The sequence below is a fragment of the Vibrio sp. 10N.261.55.F4 genome, assembly GCF_041470465.1.
Lineage (GTDB): Bacteria > Pseudomonadota > Gammaproteobacteria > Enterobacterales > Vibrionaceae > Vibrio > Vibrio crassostreae_C.
In genome coordinates this window covers 405,719-422,122 of the sequence record NZ_JBFRMM010000002.1, presented here as the reverse complement: position 1 = coordinate 422,122, position 16,404 = coordinate 405,719, and the positions used below count along the sequence as shown (strand labels likewise).

The following is a 16,404-nucleotide window of genomic DNA, read 5'->3' as shown; positions in this document are numbered from 1 at the left end:
TCGGTATGAAAGAGCAAAAAGTCGTTATTATTGATACTGGTTGTGCCAACGTTTCATCGGTGAAGTTTGCGATTGAACGTCTGGGCTACGCAGTTGAAATTTCAAAAGAACCAGAAGTTGTTCTTGCTGCCGACAAGCTATTCCTACCCGGTGTAGGTACAGCAAGTGAGGCAATGAAGAACCTGCAAGAGCGTGACCTTGTTACCCTTGTCAAGCAAGTTGAGAAGCCTCTGCTGGGTATCTGTTTAGGTATGCAGCTGTTAGGCAAACTGTCTCAAGAGAAAGGTCAAAAGGCTGATGAGTTAGTTGAATGCCTAGGTTTGTGTGATGGCGAAGTTCGTTTACTTGAAACGGGCGACTTACCATTACCACACATGGGTTGGAACACAGTAACAGCAACGCCTAATCACCCGCTATTTAAAGACATTGAAGAAGGCGAATACTTCTACTTTGTTCATAGCTTCGCAATGCCAGTGGGCGACTACACAATCGCACAATGTGATTACGGTAATCCGTTCACTGCGGCGGTTCAAAGTGGCAATTATTATGGTGTTCAGTTCCACCCAGAGCGATCTTCGAAAGCTGGCTCTAAGCTGATTCAGAACTTCTTGGAATTGTAATAAGGATTAGGCAGCGGCTAACGTTGCCATATAAGGAATGTAAATGATTATTCCCGCGTTAGATTTAATTGAAGGCCAAGTAGTTCGCTTATTCCAAGGAGACTACGGGCAAGTAACAGAATACAAAGTAGACCCAGCAGAGCAGTTTAATCTGTACCACCAAGCTGGCGCTGGCTGGCTGCACCTTGTTGACTTAACGGGCGCAAAAGACACAACGGCTCGTCAGTTAGACTTGATTGCTAAGCTCCTTGCTAGCACGCCTGCGAACATCCAGATTGGTGGTGGCGTGCGTAACGAACAAGATGTCGTTGATCTGCTAGAAGCTGGCGCACAGCGCGTTGTGGTTGGTTCTACAGCCGTTAAGCAACCTGAGTTGGTGAAAGGTTGGATGAAGAAGTATGGCGCGGAAAAAATCGTGCTGGCTCTAGACATCAACATTGATGAAAGCGGCACACGTAAAGTGGCGATTTCAGGTTGGCAAGAAGATTCAGGTGTGACTATTGAAGCGCTGATTGAAGACTACCTCACGGTTGGCCTTAAACACGTGCTGTGTACCGATATTTCACGTGACGGCACGCTAGAAGGATCAAACGTAGAGCTCTATGTTGATCTTTGTAAGCAGTACCCACAAGTGCAATTCCAATCATCGGGCGGCATTGGCAGCCTAGCTGATATCGAAGCGCTTAAAGGCAGCGGTGTTGCGGGTGTGATTGTGGGTCGTGCGCTACTTGATGGCAAGTTTACCGCAGAGGAGGCATTTGCATGTTGGCAAAGCGAATAATCCCTTGTTTGGATGTCCGTGACGGACAAGTGGTTAAGGGCGTTCAGTTCCGTAACCACGAAATTATTGGTGACATCGTTCCGCTAGCACAACGCTATGCAGAAGAGGGCGCCGATGAATTGGTATTTTATGACATCACCGCATCAAGTGATGGCCGTGTGGTCGATAAAAGCTGGGTGAAACGCGTAGCTGAAGTGATCGATATCCCTTTCTGTGTCGCTGGTGGTATTAAATCAGCAGAAGATGCAGCGCGCATTCTTGAGTTTGGTGCGGATAAAGTGTCAATCAACTCACCGGCATTGGCTAATCCACAGCTGATTACTGACCTTGCTGATAAGTTTGGCGTTCAGTGTATCGTTGTCGGTATCGATTCATACTTCGACAAAGAAACCGGTAAATATCAGGTTTACCAATTTACAGGCGATGAAGCGCGTACTAAAGCAACCAAATGGGAAACCAAAGATTGGGTGCAGGAAGTACAGAAGCGTGGCGCAGGTGAGATTGTGTTAAACATGATGAACCAAGATGGCGTTCGTAACGGCTATGATATCGATCAGTTAAACATGGTGCGTGAAGTGTGTAATGTGCCATTGATTGCCTCTGGTGGCGCTGGTGCAATGGAGCACTTTGCTGAAGCTTATAAAAAGACCAACGTGGATGGAGCACTTGCGGCTTCGGTATTCCACAAACAAGTCATCAATATTGGTGAACTTAAACAGTATTTAAAACAACAAGATGTAGAGGTGCGACTATGAGTTTTGAACCCGTAAGCTTATCAAAAACAGAAGTAGGCGCATTGTCAGAGCGTATTAACTGGGAAAAAGTAGATGGCTTAGTGCCAGCGATTGTTCAAGATTACCAGTCAAGCCAAGTGCTAATGATGGGATACATGAACCCAGCCGCACTTGAGAAAACGGGTGAAACTGGCAATGTGACGTTTTTCTCTCGCACAAAAGAGCGTCTTTGGACGAAAGGTGAAACGTCGGGCAATGTATTGCAACTGCAAAACATCGCCTTGGACTGTGACAGCGACACCTTACTGGTTAAAGTTAATCCCATTGGTCCAACGTGCCACACAGGTACAACAACGTGTTGGGATGGAGACAAGCAAGAAGAGTCTCAGATGGTGTGGCTTCATCAGCTTGAGCAGCTATTGGCTGCCCGCAAGGACGCCGATCCTGAATCTTCTTATACTGCCAGTCTATATGCCCGTGGCACCAAGCGTATTTCGCAAAAAGTGGGCGAAGAAGGCGTTGAAGTCGCGCTTGCGGCGACGTCGGGCGATAAGGCGGAGTTAGTGTGTGAATCAGCAGATTTGATTTACCACCTAATGGTTCTTCTTCAAGACCAAGGCTTATCGATGGATGATGTGGTAAACAAGCTGAAAGAGCGTCATAAGTAAGCTCTCTTTAGATTAATAGAACCGCGTAAAAGACAGACAAAAGCCCCGCAAACAAACATGTTTACGGGGCTTTTTAGTTTTTTAATTTTCAAGATTTCAAGATTTCAAGATTTCAAGATTTCAAGATTTCAAGATTTCAAGATTTCAAGATTTCTAAGCCCTACGTCACTTTTCTAACCTCTGACTTTGCGTCATTCCGAGGAGCCTAAGCGACATCAGGAATCTCTTCTCTTAATCTGACTTCTTAGTCGAACGAGTTACCCGCAGCACTTCTTGTATTTCTTACCACTGCCACAAATACACGGATCATTACGGCCGATTTTAAAGCTCTCAACGGTTTGATTTAAGCGTGGGTCAATTTCTGGTTGTGTAGTTTGTTCCTGCTCTGGGAAGGTACCATCAATGTAGTACCAAAGACCGTCTTCACGTATAAAGCGAGAGCGTTCTTGCATGCAGTATTGTGCGCCTTCTTCATTGAAGTAAGCTTTAAACTCAACAAAGCCTTCGTCTTGGTGCGAGCCTACCGCAGTATCGATGACTTCTAGTCCTGCCCAATCACTGTTGATAGATTCGGCAATACCTTCTCTTTGCGCTTCTGCGTTGCAGCTAGGGTGGTAAGTCGCAACAACATAGTCAACTAAACCCAACACGTGCGCTGAATAACGAGAGCGCATCAACTGTTCAGGCGTTTCAACAGCACTGTGGTGAAGGTGCGCTGATTCACAGCACTGTTGGTAAGTATTTTTGCTACCGCATGGGCATAAAGACATAGTCAGATCCTGTAAAAATGGCCTCTATTAAGAGGCCATAAGTGAATGCGTGGGAGTTTACCAAGAAACGATCGCTCACCAAAGTTTAGTTTCTGTTGAAGTTATTGAAATTATCAAAGTGTTAGCGCGAAGTTTACTATTTCAAGGCTGGAGACAATAGCTCTTGAGCCCAAGTCGTCGCTTCGTCATAAGCTTGACCAAGTTGAGCTTCACTCAGTTTGAGAAGCTGGCGAATACGAGTCGCTTCTTCCCAACGAGCTTGCTCATACGCAACCACCATCGCCAATACAGCACCTAACACGCCTTTACGTTGAATCAAGGCTTGTTTGATCTCGATGTCGATCGGCACTGAATCGAGTACTTGTTTCAATGGTTGGTCAAAGAGTGAGTCCAACAGAGAGAACATACCGGTCAAAAAGGCTTGTCCAGGCTCGACCTTAACATTCATCTTCTCAACCAAGAGTTCACATTGACGCGCGCGTAATACCGCTAAACCGTAGAGTGAGTCCGGCTTGTCTTCTTTCGCTGATGCGATCGCCACAAGTGAAACGAACTTACGCAGCTTTTGTTCACCAAGGTAAATAAGCGCTTGGCGGAATGAACGAATCGTTGTTGGTGAACCGCCAGCGGAGTTTACGTAGGTAAGTAGCTTATACGACATGGTCACATCGAGCGTAATCAAACGCTCTACTTCACCAAAGTCGATAGGGTCGTGCGCAATCTCTTTTAACAGCTGAACGGTCGTCAGGAATGCCGGGTTGAGCGCACGCGTTTGGATCATCTCTGGCTTGCTAAAGAAATAACCTTGAAAGTAGGTGAAGCCTGCTTTTTTCGCTTCTTGGTATTCTTCGTACGTTTCTACTTTCTCAGCAAGGAACTTGATATCTAGCCCTTTGAGAGAGTTCATAAACATCGCTGCTTTGGCAATTGGCGTCAAACGGATATCGAACTTGATAATTGAAACGTAGGGTAAGAAGCGCTTCCAAGCTTTACTTGGCACAAAGTCGTCTAGCGCAATGGTATAACCCGCGTCAAAGATGGTTTTGATTGCTTCAAGTAATTCGTCTGTTGGTTCGCAGTCTTCAAGAACCTCAACAACGAGGCTTTCTTTGGGGAACAGAGTAGGGACTAAGTTGATTAGGCTTGCATATGGGAAGTTCACGAACCCAAGCTTATCACCCAACGTATTATAGTGGGTCGATAAGAAGTGATCGGAAAGCAAACGGCTAGTAGCGAGCTCCGGCTCTACTTCAGGGAAAGTGTTCTTAGGACCATCCCTGAATAGCAACTCGTAACCTATGGTTTTCTTGCCTGTGTCGAGTATTGGTTGACGCGCTACGTATGAATATTTCAACTTGGTACTGTGTTCGGTTTATTTCTGGTAGAGAGATAATAGCTAATTCACTAGAAATTACCATACACTTTCTAAGAAAGTCTGACCGACAATAATAATCAAAGTGAAAGTTTAAGCGTGATGTTAAAAGCTATTGCTAAACGCTCGATTCTGTAGTTCAAAACTTTGCGGCGTGAACACTAGCACTGAGCCTTGCGTATACCAATCGCCAAGTACGATACGGGTTTTAGTGCAATTGTTAGCATTAAATGTATGGATGTCTGGGCGGTGAGTATGGCCGTGGATCATCAGATCGACATTGTTTCGTTCCATCACATCTTCGACTTCTTGCTGTGTCACATCCATGATGTCGAGAGACTTGGTCTGCTTGTCATCTTTGATATCTGATTGAACCTTTGAAACAATTTTCTTCTTGATGAAAAATGGAATTCGGTTGAAGACCCATTGTAACCATGGCTGATGCACTTTTTCGCGAAAGGCGAGGTACTTTACATCTTCAGTACATAGAGTGTCTCCATGCAATACTACCGCTTTTTGCCCGTAGATATCGATCGTAGAAACTTCGTCGAGAAGTTGTACGCCCGTTTGCTTAGCAAATTTTTTGCCGACTAAGAAGTCGCGGTTCCCTTGAGTAAAGTAACAAGGCACGCCTGTTTTCACTAAGTCGATAAACGCTTGGCGGATAGAAGTCGCGAATTCACTCTTATCATCGTCACCAATCCAGAATTCGAAAAGGTCACCTAATACGTAAAGTGCATCCGCTTCTACGGCTTCTTTCTTCATAAAGGTTAAGAAGCAGTCTGTGATGTCTTCTCGTGACGGAGAAAGGTGCAGATCTGATATAAAATATGTTTTCATAGGTCTAAAAAAAGGGAGCGATTCGCTCCCTATATCCTGATTTTATCGGCTCATCAATACTAACCGAAAGCGATGAATTAAGCTTCGATTGTAGTACCAGTGATGATCACTTCTTCTAGAGGTACATCTTGGTGCATACCCATAGAACCAGTGCTAACACCTTTAATCTTGTTTACGATGTCCATGCCTTCAACAACTTCTGCGAATACACAGTAGCCCCAACCGTCTAGGCTTTCGCTACGGAAGTTTAGGAAAGAGTTGTCGTTAACGTTGATGAAGAACTGAGAGCTGGCTGAATGCGGTTCCATAGTACGAGCCATTGCTAGCGTACCAACTTTGTTCGCTAGACCGTTGTTTGCTTCGTTCTTGATCGTTGCACGAGTTGCCTTTTCTTTAAGGCCAGAAGTCATGCCGCCGCCTTGAATCATGAAACCATCGATAACACGGTGGAATAGTGTGTTGTCGTAGAAACCGTCACGGCAATACTGTAGAAAGTTTGCGCTTGTTTCTGGTGCTTTTTCTTCGTTAAGTTGAACTTTGATATCACCAAAATTTGTGTGAAGGATGATCATGATTGTTACCTTACTGTCTTTTTAATATGAAGTTCGAATTCTAGCGCATGTTGGCAGACTTTCAAATCACCAAATCATTAACTTAACTCGGATGTTTGAGGTAATTCCTGTTTTTAGGGATTACCTATTAAGGTATGACTTGTTATACTGCGAGCTTATTTTGATTAATCCATAAAATAGATAGAGATCATGCTGAAGATATATAACACGCTCACAAGACAGAAAGAGGAATTCAAACCAATTACAGCTGGCAAAGTCGGCATGTATGTCTGTGGGGTAACCATATACGATCTCTGTCATATTGGTCATGGTCGTACGTTCGTTTCTTTCGACGTAGTAACTCGTTACCTTCGTTACCTTGGTTACGATTTGAATTTCGTTCGTAACATCACAGATATCGATGACAAAATCATCAAACGCGCTAACGAAAACGGTGAGTCTTGTGACTCTCTGACTGAGCGTCTGATCGGTGAAATGCACGCGGACTTCGATGCATTGAACATGAAACGCCCAGATGTCGAGCCTCGTGCGACTGAATTCATCACAGAGATCATTGAGTTAGTAGAAAAGCTAATTCAACGTGGCTTTGCTTACGTTGCAAGCAACGGTGACGTGATGTTCGAAGTTAAGAAGTTTGACGAATACGGTAAGCTTTCTAAGCAAGATCTTGAGCAGCTTCAAGCGGGTGCTCGCGTTGATGTTGAATCTGCAAAACGCAGCCCACTAGACTTCGTTCTTTGGAAGATGTCTAAGCCAGGTGAACCTACATGGGAATCGCCATGGGGCCCGGGTCGTCCAGGTTGGCACATCGAATGTTCAGCAATGAACTCGTCTATTCTTGGTAACCACTTCGATATCCACGGTGGTGGTTCAGATCTGCAGTTCCCTCACCACGAAAACGAAATCGCACAGTCTTGCTGCGCGCACGGCACTCAGTATGTAAATACTTGGATGCACAGTGGTATGGTGATGGTAGACAAAGAGAAGATGTCTAAATCACTGGGTAACTTCTTCACTATCCGTGACGTGCTAGCACATTACGATGCTGAAACGGTACGTTACTTCCTAATGTCTGGTCACTACCGTAGCCAGCTAAACTACAGCGAAGATAACCTAAACCAAGCTCGCGCATCACTAGAGCGTCTATACACGTCACTTCGTGGCCTAGACCTTACAGCCGCTCCTGCCGGTGGCGAAGAGTACGTGACTCGATTCTCTACAGCGATGAACGATGATTTCAACACACCTGAAGCTTATTCAGTACTGTTTGAAATGGCTCGTGAAATCAACCGTATCAAGCCTGAAAGCATTGAAAAAGCAAGCGGACTGGGTGCATTGATGCGTGAACTAGCAGACATCATCGGTATTCTTCACCAAGAGCCAGAAGCCTTCCTACAAGGTGATGCGGCAGGTAACGACGACGAAGTGGCTGAAATCGAAGCGTTGATCAAACTGCGTAACGACTCTCGTGCTTCAAAGGATTGGGCAAATGCCGACCTTGCACGTGATAAGCTAAACGAGTTGGGTATTGTTCTGGAAGATGGCCCAGAAGGTACGACTTGGCGTCGTAAGTAAATCTTATAAAAAGGGCTGATTTTCAGCCCTTTTTTCTAGCACGAATTCTCTATTTTCACCTTTTCTATCTTCAACTTTTAATTAACAGGAATATTTCTGTGGCTCAGATGTATTTTTATTACTCGGCAATGAATGCGGGTAAATCAACAACACTTCTTCAATCTTCATTCAACTACCAAGAGCGTGGCATGACGCCAGTGATCTTTACGGCAGCTTTGGACGATCGCTATGGTATCGGTAAAGTGAGCTCACGAATTGGTCTGCAATCTGAAGCTCAGCTGTTTAAAAATGACACCAACATGTTTGATGCGATCAAAAAGCTCAATGAGGAAGAAAAGCGTCATTGTGTTTTGATCGATGAGTGCCAATTTTTATCGAAGGAGCAGGTGTACCAATTAACAGAAGTGGTTGATAAGCTGCACATCCCTGTACTTTGTTACGGCCTACGTACCGATTTCCTGGGTGAACTGTTTGAAGGTAGCCGTTACTTACTGTCTTGGGCAGATAAACTTGTTGAGCTTAAAACAATTTGTCACTGTGGCCGTAAAGCGAACATGGTAATTCGTACCGACGAGCACGGTGTGGCGATTGCTGAGGGCGACCAAGTGGCTATTGGCGGTAACGACAAATACGTTTCTGTTTGCCGTCTGCACTACAAAGAAGCGTTAGGTAAATAAGCAGCTCTATTTGCTAACGCGAAAGAACGAAAAACGGTGACCAAGTGTCACCGTTTTTGTTTATTGGGCCAGTGTTTTGCTTTCTTCCAAGCCGAGCTTTTGTTTTATTTCCTGCCGAGCTTTTACTTTGTTCAAAGTCTAACTTTTGCTTATTCGAAACCGAGCATCTTCAATGCTTGATAGGCGTGGTCAACGTCGTCGGGGATCGGCATCTCAATCTGAAAGCCTTTCTCTGGGTAGGATTTGATTCGCTCGTAATCAGCAATTAATGCGCCTAACACCATATCTAACGGCAACTCTTCGTTAAAGTAATCATCCCAAGTTTGCCATCGCGACGTCACGGTAATCTCGGAAGTTTCGTCAGGCCATTGTTTACTGAAGGTTGCGTAGGTACGTTTCTCCATGAAGGGCTTCTGAACTAAGGTTAGCCTTTTCGGCGATAACCCTTTTTCTGTCAGCAACTCATGAGTGAATCGTACATTTTCCCCAGTATTTGTTGCGTGTTTCTCTATGATAATGTCAGAGTCAGGCACGCCACAATCTCGTGCGATAGAAGCGAATGTTTCTGCTTCTGAGCGTTCAAAGCTTCTTTCGGTAAAGCGTCCCACACCGCCAGAAAAAACGATGTAAGGCGCGATCTGTTGGTGATAAAGCTCGGCTGCATATTCAGCTACGCGAGTATCGTTGCTACACAATACAAAGATACAGTCGGAAGGCGTAACCTTGTGACCCATCGACATAAAGTTCCAAAGGGTGTCGACTGAGCGATGCAGTTTTATGTTGGGATTTTTGTTAGCAATAGATTGTTCAGTCATGAAGTGCGTCCAGTGTGGATTCGAATTTAAATGAATAACCTAAGTCGAGAATCTTCTTCGAAGAGATTAACTTGTCTGGGGTATCAACAACAGCGGGCAGAGGCTCACTGCTGTTGGCGCTTTTCAGTGCCGCGGCATAAAACTCCGCCTTACTGACTGTATTTGGTGTGGTCACGTTAACTATTTCATTGTGCAGTTGACTGATAGCGAAATCGACAGCACCAATTGCATCATCAAGGTGCAGCATGTTGGCTGGAGCTTGAGTGCTGACTTGCTTTAACTTGCTTGCGAAGCGTGATGGGTGACGGCTTGGGCCGATTAAGCCACTAAAGCGAAGAATGGTGTAGTCGATACCGGAATCAATCACTGACTGTTCAGCTTGCAGCATGATTCGTGCGTTATCGGAAAATAAAGACGCGTGCTCGTTATCTGAGGTCGAAAGAGGGAGTGATGCATCCAGCTCGTTCAGCACACCCGGCTTAGTTGGGTATACCGTAGTTGAACTAACCATAATGAGCTTTTTAATGTTGGCCTTTTGGCATGAATTGGTGAGTTGCTGCCAGTAGTCGGCATACTCTTGTCCTGCTCCTTTTCTAAAGCCAGGAGGGAAGCTGCCAATCACAATTTCAGTGTTGTTTTCGAGTAACAATGAATAGAGTCGCCCGATAGTCTGTTGTGGATCGGATGAATCAAAGCTAAACACTTCACATGGAATTTGTTCGCTACCAATGGCATCTGCTCCCGCTTGGGTCGTTTTCGTGACCACTACTCGGTTACCATGTTTTTCTAAATGTTCAGATAAAGGTACACCTACCCATCCTGCACCGACAATAAATATAGAAGCCATGTGTTCCTCACAACTGCAAATGACGAATTTACAATAAGCCTAACAAAGCTTTGCCCAAAAATGAAAAAACTCCACGGCCGAAGCAAGTGGAGTTTTTACTAGAACAATGGAGCTTTAGTTTAGTACGCGAAGAAGCTTGTCTGCGCGCTCTGCCATCTCGATACCTTCATCTGTTAGGTAACCGCCGTCTGGCTGAGTACAAAGGTTTTTTTCGAATAGGCGCTTAACAGCGTCTTGAGTTTCTTGAGCTGCCTCTTGATGGACTTTAATTCCAGTAGCTGCACTACTTACATCAAATTGAAGAAGGAGGTTTAAATCAGCAATATGTTCAGCGTTGTACTTCATAATTGACCTATATATTCATAACGTTCTCTACCTTCACCTTAGTGCGCATTCTCGGCTCAGGCAATAGCAAATAAAGAGAATTGATAAGTGATACCAAATTGATTGATTAATCATCGAGTGATGAGTTTATTTTGGTTATATTGGGTGATTTGCACCCACTTAAATCATCAGTGATGTTTATTGCTAAGTGGTTGTAATATATTGTGACTAGAAATAATTTGCATTGAGCGAATATTGTATAAAAAGGATATGCATAAGTGAGAGCGAACAAAGTAGCATTAACGATCAGTATGCTATTTGCTATCTCAGGTTGTCAAAGTACACCCTCAGAGCAGACAGACGCGAACCAAACCACAAACAACAATAATGAATCGACAATAGAGGTCCGTTCATTTCAGTCTGTCCAAAGCGTTTACTCCGAATGGGAAGTTAAGCTTGAAGACCATGCTCAATTATCTCTCTATGCACCAGAGAATTACAATGAACTATTAGACGCATGGGATGATGCTGAAAGCATTTATGCGGACTTACTTAAAGACGAAACTCGGATAACCAAGAGTTACTCCATTTTTTCGAGCCTAACTTACGCTGAAGCCTTCGATGAAAAAATCGCTTTGATCAAATCAAACTATGACTCGATCTTAGTGTTAAAGAAGAAGGCTGATCGAGTACTCGCGGATTCGATTGTCCAAATGGATTACCTGAAGTTTCTTGGCGCAGATACCATGTTTACCTCGAGCTACAAACGTTTGTATTCAGAATACAGCGAGTTGTTTGAGTATGTTCTGGTCGATGAGCTTGAAGACGCTCAAGAAGCGCAGGTGGAATTTCTTAACAATGCTCGCTTACTAGAAGTCAAAGTGGCACATAAGAAATACATCGAACCTTTGAAGAACGAATTAGAGTTCTTGGAAGATGAAGATTTCGATGACGTTGCTCCACTGACGTTTGCTAAAGCAGCATCTCAAATTGCTTTGGCAGAAAGCCAAGTCAAAGCCAGTCCCCGTGAAAAGTCGATCATTGAAGATGCGGTACACGCTGCGGAGTTTGAGTTGAACCACGTGCGCAGTGTCGCTCATGAAGTAAAAGTGCTCGCGAGTGTAAAAGGCGACAAGTTCGAACAATCGGTTTTGAATGCAGAGAATCAGTTGCTGAGCATTTCACAAGTGGTTAATGATGAAGATCACCGTGATGTTGTATTGCGCCTTCAGTCTCAAAAAATTGTAGCGAGTGTTAAAGCGCTGAAAGGCTCAGACATGACGGCGTCATTAAAGTCAGAGATTAAAACTTTGACTGAACGACTCGCTAAGTTAGAAAGTGAGAATCAGAAACAAACACAGAAATTGGTTGAAGCGACCAAGCACAGTGAGTTGCTCGGTGAGCAGATTACCAAGAGTGATGCTCACATTAAAAGCTTAGAAGAGTTAGTGGATAGTTTGAAAAGCTTAGGTGGCAAAGTGGCCAACGAAAGTGACTCTGATGTGATGTCCCCAGCTGTTGAATCTACTCTAGAGGATTCAACCCTAGAACAATCATCAGAAGAAGTGATTGAACCTTCGGTTTAGCATCACTAATTTCTTTATTTGTGATTGAGTTAAAAGCGCCTTAGGGCGCTTTTTTACGTTCTGTTGATCTATGTCAAAATCTAGAAATAAAAGCGCTCTGTGAGCCATTTTAGTGTACGTTATTCTTTTATTTTTAACGTAACTTGTTGATATTTATAGATGTGTTATTTTCTATGCTGATAACTAATCATTCAGCATAGTTTTCTTTTTACTACTAAAGTCGTATGAATTTTGAATAACTTGGGCTATTTCCTTTCCACAAGGTTGTGGGAGGTATTTTGAGTCCCAAATAGCTCTTGAATTCAGAAATGAAAGAGAGGATTATCGCGCTCCCGACAACATGTTTCAAAATGTAAATCATCATGAATCTAAACCAATTTGACTCATTATTACCGCCACAAATGGCTGAGCGCGCTGCAGATATTGGCGTAGGTAAAGCAACCAAAGATCCAACCAAATCTTTTCTCCTAGCGATTTCAGCTGGCATACATATCGGTATTGCGTTTGTGTTCTACACAATTGTAACCACTGGCGCTGGTGATTTACCTTGGGGTATTACTCGCGTCCTAGGTGGCCTTGCATTTAGCTTGGGCCTAATCCTCGTTGTTGTTACTGGCGGTGAACTATTTACCAGTTCGGTGCTCACTCTTGTTGCTCGTGCAAGTGGCAAGATTAGCTGGGGAACCCTAGTAAAGAACTGGGCGACCGTTTATATCGGTAACCTTATTGGTGCTTTATTGCTAGTGGCATGCATGCTTCTGACTAAACAGTACATGTTCGACCATGGGCAAGTGGGTTTGAATGCCATGGCCATCTCTCAGCACAAAATGCACCATGGTTTTATCCAAGCTATCGCGCTTGGCATCATGTGTAACGTATTGGTTTGTATCGCGGTATGGATGACGTTTAGTGGACGAACACTGACTGACAAAATTGCAGTACTGATTTTACCTGTCGCGATGTTTGTATCATCGGGCTTTGAGCACTGTATTGCGAATATGTTCCAAGTTCCTTTAGCTATCGGTATCAAAACATTTGCTCCAACTGAATTCTGGACAATGACAGGGGCTAATCCAGCAGACTATGTTGACCTAAACATGATGGACTTTCTGATGAACAACTTGCTGCCCGTTACTATCGGTAACATCATCGGCGGCGGTATCTTTGTTGGCATGTGGTATTGGTTGATTTATTTACGCGATTAATAAAGATGGCGGATCAACAAAGCTTGTGTGACTAGCTCAGTGACAAGATTAGTTAAAGCTCAGAGTGGAAACATTGAACTGACTTATGACATTTACAAGACGGCCTGCATTGCAGGCCGTTTTTTATTTGTGGAAAACTTACTCGTTGAATTCTTAAATTATCATTTGAACGCTTAACAACGCAGTTCTGCACGTGTGTATATGTCTTTGAAATAACCCAAGGATCAATGGCAATGATCTTTGCGCGAGCCGAAATGGACAAAAAAGGATCTATATTGATTTGGTTATCCACAATTTCTGTGGATAACCTGTATCAAATTCAGTGAGTAACCAGATCTAAGATGAGTCGGGAGGTTATTTTGAAGGCTGTATTTGAGCGAGAACTCGCCCTTCTTTGGTCAGAGAAGTCTTTAACGATAGGTGAAGTGCAAGCGCTAAGGAGCAGCTCATCATCACGAAAATAGCCAACATGATCATCAGTTGATACTTAATCGCGATCATTGGTGAAGCACCCCCTAAGATTTGTCCTGTCATCATTCCTGGTAGCGTTACCAAGCCTGTGGTTGCCATTGAGGCCATAATAGGAGACATCGCTTTCTGTATAGCATTACGCACAAAAGGCGCTGCAGCATAGGAAGGAGAGGCACCTAAAGCGATAGCCGCTTCGTACTCTGATTTCTGCGTTTCAAAAGCACCGAACAAGTTCTGCAATGCCACGATGTTACTGCTTAAGCTATTACCTAACAGCATCCCTGCAATAGGGATTAAGTACTGTGCGTTAAAAACCGGTGTTGGTTTAATGATGAATAAGCAGATAAACAAGACAATGGGTACACAGGTTACCGCTAGGCTCACAGCGACTGGGACTAACAAGAGGTTTCGGGGTAACTTGGACTTTTCAACAATCGAGCTTGCCCCAACGATAATCATCGTAAATAACCACAGTAAATTGACCCACAAGCTATTCAAAGTGAACAGGTATTCTAGGTAGAGGCCAACCAGAAATAGCTGAACAGTCATGCGAATGATGCTGATAGAAGCCTCTTTGCCAAGGCCAAGTTTTAGCTTGTAGTTGATTACAATTGGCAGCAAGAGAAGTGAACTGAAAAACAATAATTGCCACCAAGATATATCAATAACGTCTTGCATAATGCTTCCTTTTAATAAGGCTTCTATCATATATGAAAGTGCCAAATGATGCATTTCAACTGCAAAGTCATCGATTCGAAAAACGATCAATAATTTAACAATCAAACCACAAAATATTGGTTTTTTGAGGCATTTTTGGCTACTACTTAGTAGGTAAAACGTTAAAATTGGTTACAATACGGTTGCGCAGGTGTTGGAATTTAACATTTGTGAAATATACTTAATTCTTCACATTTGTTAATACTTTTTAATAACTTTGTTTAACTAAAAACAACTTTGGATGAGCTCAAAAAAGTATTGATTAGCAAGGGTTATAACGGGAGATTTGATTGAACCCTACTTTGAGTATGGTCTAAAATTTGTCGTTAGATACTTAAGAACTTTAGCCCCATAGAATGGGTTACTCGAAATTACTAAATACAAAATAGGCAAAATGTATGAGTGATGTTAATAAAATTGAAACTAGCGAAAAACATTCGCTGGAGTGGAAGTCTTTCCTCTTCATCGCGGTGGTTCTCTTCCCAATATTAAGTGTGGCTTTTGTAGGCGGTTACGGCTTCCTAGTTTGGGCACTGCAAGTGTTTGTATTCGGACCTCCAGGTGCTCACGGCGGCATGTAATGCCCTCTAAGTAACAACATTTTTTAAAATCAATATTTAAGAGAGCTAAACATGAAATCATTTTTAGTTAAATTATGGCGCACAATGACTCGCCCAGCAGTACACATCAGTCTTGGTGTACTAACTATGGGTGGCTTTATCGCCGGTGTTATTTTCTGGGGCGGTTTTAACACAGCTCTAGAGCACACAAATACAGAAGAATTCTGTGTAAGCTGTCACACCATGCGTGACAACGTATACGTAGAACTACAAGAAACGGTTCACTGGAAAAACACTTCTGGTGTACGTGCTACTTGTCCTGACTGTCACGTTCCACATGAATGGACAGCAAAAATCGCTCGTAAGATGCAAGCTTCTAAAGAAGTATTCGCTCAAGTATTTGGTGACCTAGATACGCCTGAGAAATTCGAAGCTCGTCGTATCGAACTGGCTAAACACGAATGGGATCGCTTCTCTTCGAACAAATCTCTAGAGTGTAAAAACTGCCACAACTACGATTCAATGGATTTCGAAAACATGCGCCCAACAGCGCGTATCCAGATGAAGAACGCGGCAGAGCGTGATCAAAGCTGTGTTGACTGTCACAAAGGTATTGCTCACAACCTTCCATTAGATATGGCATCAGCGAGCGGTATTGTTGGCGAGCTAGAAAATGTAGCAAGCAGCACATCTTACGCAAATGGTTCAGACGTAATCTCTATTCGTCACCTACCAATGTATACGGATGAGACAGCAACAGTTGAAGCGGGTCTATTAAGCCCTGCAAGTAAAGTTGCAGTGATCGACGAAAAAGGCGACATGATTAAGATTCAAATCGACGGTTGGCGTAAAGCGAAAGGCTTCGGACGTGTAATCCAAGAAGACTTCGGTATGAACATCTCGACTGCAATCTTGACGAAAGAAGTATCTCAAAGTGACGTAATCACTGTTGGTGAGAAGAAAGAAGATGAGCTAACTGGTCTTCCTTGGGAAGAAGTTAACCTAGCACTTTGGATGAAGAAAGAGTCTATGGTTGATAACTTCGATCCAATCTGGAACGCAGCTGGTCAAGCGTACCAATCTAACTGTTCAACGTGTCACTCACAGCCAGATGAAGCTCACTTCAGCGCTAACGGTTGGGTAGGCATGCTAGATGGTATGATTGCGTTCGTTAACTTCGATACAGATACAGAAGCACTTGTTCTTAAGTATCTACAGAAGCACTCATCAGATTTTTCTGAAGGCCATCACTAATAAGACGTCAATTGGA

18 protein-coding genes are annotated in these 16,404 nt (G+C 43.6%); 10 read left to right on the top strand and 8 right to left on the bottom strand.

Going from position 1 to position 16,404, the window contains the following annotated elements; translation table 11 throughout:
- Positions 1–5 precede the first annotated feature (5 nt).
- Genes hisH through hisIE form a run of 4 tightly spaced genes read left to right on the top strand, consistent with a single transcriptional unit; the run spans position 6 to position 2,803 of the window.
- Positions 6–620 (top strand): imidazole glycerol phosphate synthase subunit HisH, encoded by a 615-nt coding sequence (hisH, locus tag AB4249_RS02650; protein ID WP_017060268.1) that lies wholly within the window; start codon positions 6–8, stop codon positions 618–620.
- Positions 621–663: 43 nt separating this feature from the next.
- A complete protein-coding gene (hisA, locus tag AB4249_RS02645; protein ID WP_171736518.1) occupies positions 664–1,401 on the top strand; it encodes a 1-(5-phosphoribosyl)-5-[(5-phosphoribosylamino)methylideneamino]imidazole-4-carboxamide isomerase in 738 nt (245 codons plus the stop codon).
- On the top strand, positions 1,383–2,156 hold the full coding sequence (hisF, locus tag AB4249_RS02640; protein WP_017060270.1) for an imidazole glycerol phosphate synthase subunit HisF: 774 nt from the start codon (positions 1,383–1,385) through the stop codon (positions 2,154–2,156). The genes hisA and hisF overlap by 19 nt, the downstream gene beginning before the upstream one ends.
- The gene (gene hisIE, locus AB4249_RS02635; protein WP_017060271.1) at positions 2,153–2,803 is read left to right on the top strand and encodes a bifunctional phosphoribosyl-AMP cyclohydrolase/phosphoribosyl-ATP diphosphatase HisIE; all 651 of its coding nucleotides are present in this window, start codon (positions 2,153–2,155) and stop codon (positions 2,801–2,803) included. The genes hisF and hisIE overlap by 4 nt, the downstream gene beginning before the upstream one ends.
- A gap of 257 nt (positions 2,804–3,060) precedes the next feature.
- On the opposite strand, the gene AB4249_RS02630 is transcribed toward hisIE, so the two are convergent.
- The 4 genes from AB4249_RS02630 to AB4249_RS02615 all read right to left on the bottom strand — a co-directional run bounded on the left by AB4249_RS02630 (position 3,061) and on the right by AB4249_RS02615 (position 6,357).
- Positions 3,061–3,573, bottom strand: coding sequence for a YchJ family protein (locus tag AB4249_RS02630; RefSeq protein WP_017060272.1), 513 nt, complete (start codon positions 3,571–3,573; stop codon positions 3,061–3,063).
- 136 nt (positions 3,574–3,709) lie between these two features.
- A complete protein-coding gene (locus AB4249_RS02625) occupies positions 3,710–4,927 on the bottom strand; it encodes an EAL and HDOD domain-containing protein (protein WP_029235889.1) in 1,218 nt (405 codons plus the stop codon).
- Between the two features lie 123 nt (positions 4,928–5,050).
- The gene (lpxH, locus tag AB4249_RS02620) at positions 5,051–5,785 is read right to left on the bottom strand and encodes a UDP-2,3-diacylglucosamine diphosphatase (protein ID WP_017060274.1); all 735 of its coding nucleotides are present in this window, start codon (positions 5,783–5,785) and stop codon (positions 5,051–5,053) included.
- 77 nt (positions 5,786–5,862) lie between these two features.
- Positions 5,863–6,357: a peptidylprolyl isomerase gene (locus AB4249_RS02615; protein ID WP_017060275.1), complete on the bottom strand. Its 495-nt coding sequence runs from the start codon at positions 6,355–6,357 to the stop codon at positions 5,863–5,865.
- A gap of 189 nt (positions 6,358–6,546) precedes the next feature.
- Between AB4249_RS02615 and cysS the strand changes: the two genes are divergently transcribed.
- Both cysS and AB4249_RS02605 read left to right on the top strand, forming a co-directional pair.
- Complete coding sequence (gene cysS / locus AB4249_RS02610) at positions 6,547–7,932, top strand: cysteine--tRNA ligase (protein ID WP_372102279.1); 1,386 nt, start codon at positions 6,547–6,549, stop codon at positions 7,930–7,932.
- Between the two features lie 98 nt (positions 7,933–8,030).
- On the top strand, positions 8,031–8,609 hold the full coding sequence (locus tag AB4249_RS02605; RefSeq protein WP_017060277.1) for a thymidine kinase: 579 nt from the start codon (positions 8,031–8,033) through the stop codon (positions 8,607–8,609).
- A gap of 149 nt (positions 8,610–8,758) precedes the next feature.
- Here the strand turns inward: AB4249_RS02605 and AB4249_RS02600 are convergent, their stop codons facing one another.
- The 3 genes from AB4249_RS02600 to AB4249_RS02590 form a co-directional block, all read right to left on the bottom strand.
- A complete protein-coding gene (locus tag AB4249_RS02600) occupies positions 8,759–9,424 on the bottom strand; it encodes a YdcF family protein (protein ID WP_372102278.1) in 666 nt (221 codons plus the stop codon).
- The gene (locus tag AB4249_RS02595) at positions 9,417–10,271 is read right to left on the bottom strand and encodes an NAD(P)H-binding protein (RefSeq protein ID WP_017067393.1); all 855 of its coding nucleotides are present in this window, start codon (positions 10,269–10,271) and stop codon (positions 9,417–9,419) included. The genes AB4249_RS02600 and AB4249_RS02595 overlap by 8 nt, the downstream gene beginning before the upstream one ends.
- A gap of 114 nt (positions 10,272–10,385) precedes the next feature.
- Positions 10,386–10,616, bottom strand: a complete 231-nt coding sequence (locus AB4249_RS02590; RefSeq protein ID WP_017060280.1) for a TIGR02647 family protein — start codon at positions 10,614–10,616, stop codon at positions 10,386–10,388.
- A 257-nt stretch (positions 10,617–10,873) separates the two neighbouring features.
- Here AB4249_RS02590 and AB4249_RS02585 point away from each other — a divergent pair, with 257 nt between their 5' ends.
- Positions 10,874–12,181, top strand: coding sequence for an ATPase (locus AB4249_RS02585; RefSeq protein ID WP_102332943.1), 1,308 nt, complete (start codon positions 10,874–10,876; stop codon positions 12,179–12,181).
- Positions 12,182–12,543: 362 nt separating this feature from the next.
- The gene (gene focA, locus AB4249_RS02580) at positions 12,544–13,386 is read left to right on the top strand and encodes a formate transporter FocA (protein WP_065583873.1); all 843 of its coding nucleotides are present in this window, start codon (positions 12,544–12,546) and stop codon (positions 13,384–13,386) included.
- Positions 13,387–13,740: 354 nt separating this feature from the next.
- Here focA and AB4249_RS02575 read toward each other — a convergent pair whose 3' ends face one another.
- Positions 13,741–14,535 (bottom strand): ABC transporter permease, encoded by a 795-nt coding sequence (locus AB4249_RS02575; RefSeq protein ID WP_102332942.1) that lies wholly within the window; start codon positions 14,533–14,535, stop codon positions 13,741–13,743.
- Between the two features lie 437 nt (positions 14,536–14,972).
- Between AB4249_RS02575 and torE the strand changes: the two genes are divergently transcribed.
- Positions 14,973–15,155: a trimethylamine N-oxide reductase system protein TorE gene (gene torE, locus AB4249_RS02570; protein WP_017060298.1), complete on the top strand. Its 183-nt coding sequence runs from the start codon at positions 14,973–14,975 to the stop codon at positions 15,153–15,155.
- Positions 15,156–15,206: 51 nt separating this feature from the next.
- On the top strand, positions 15,207–16,388 hold the full coding sequence (gene torC / locus AB4249_RS02565; RefSeq protein ID WP_004734592.1) for a pentaheme c-type cytochrome TorC: 1,182 nt from the start codon (positions 15,207–15,209) through the stop codon (positions 16,386–16,388).
- The last annotated feature ends 16 nt before the right edge of the window (positions 16,389–16,404 follow it).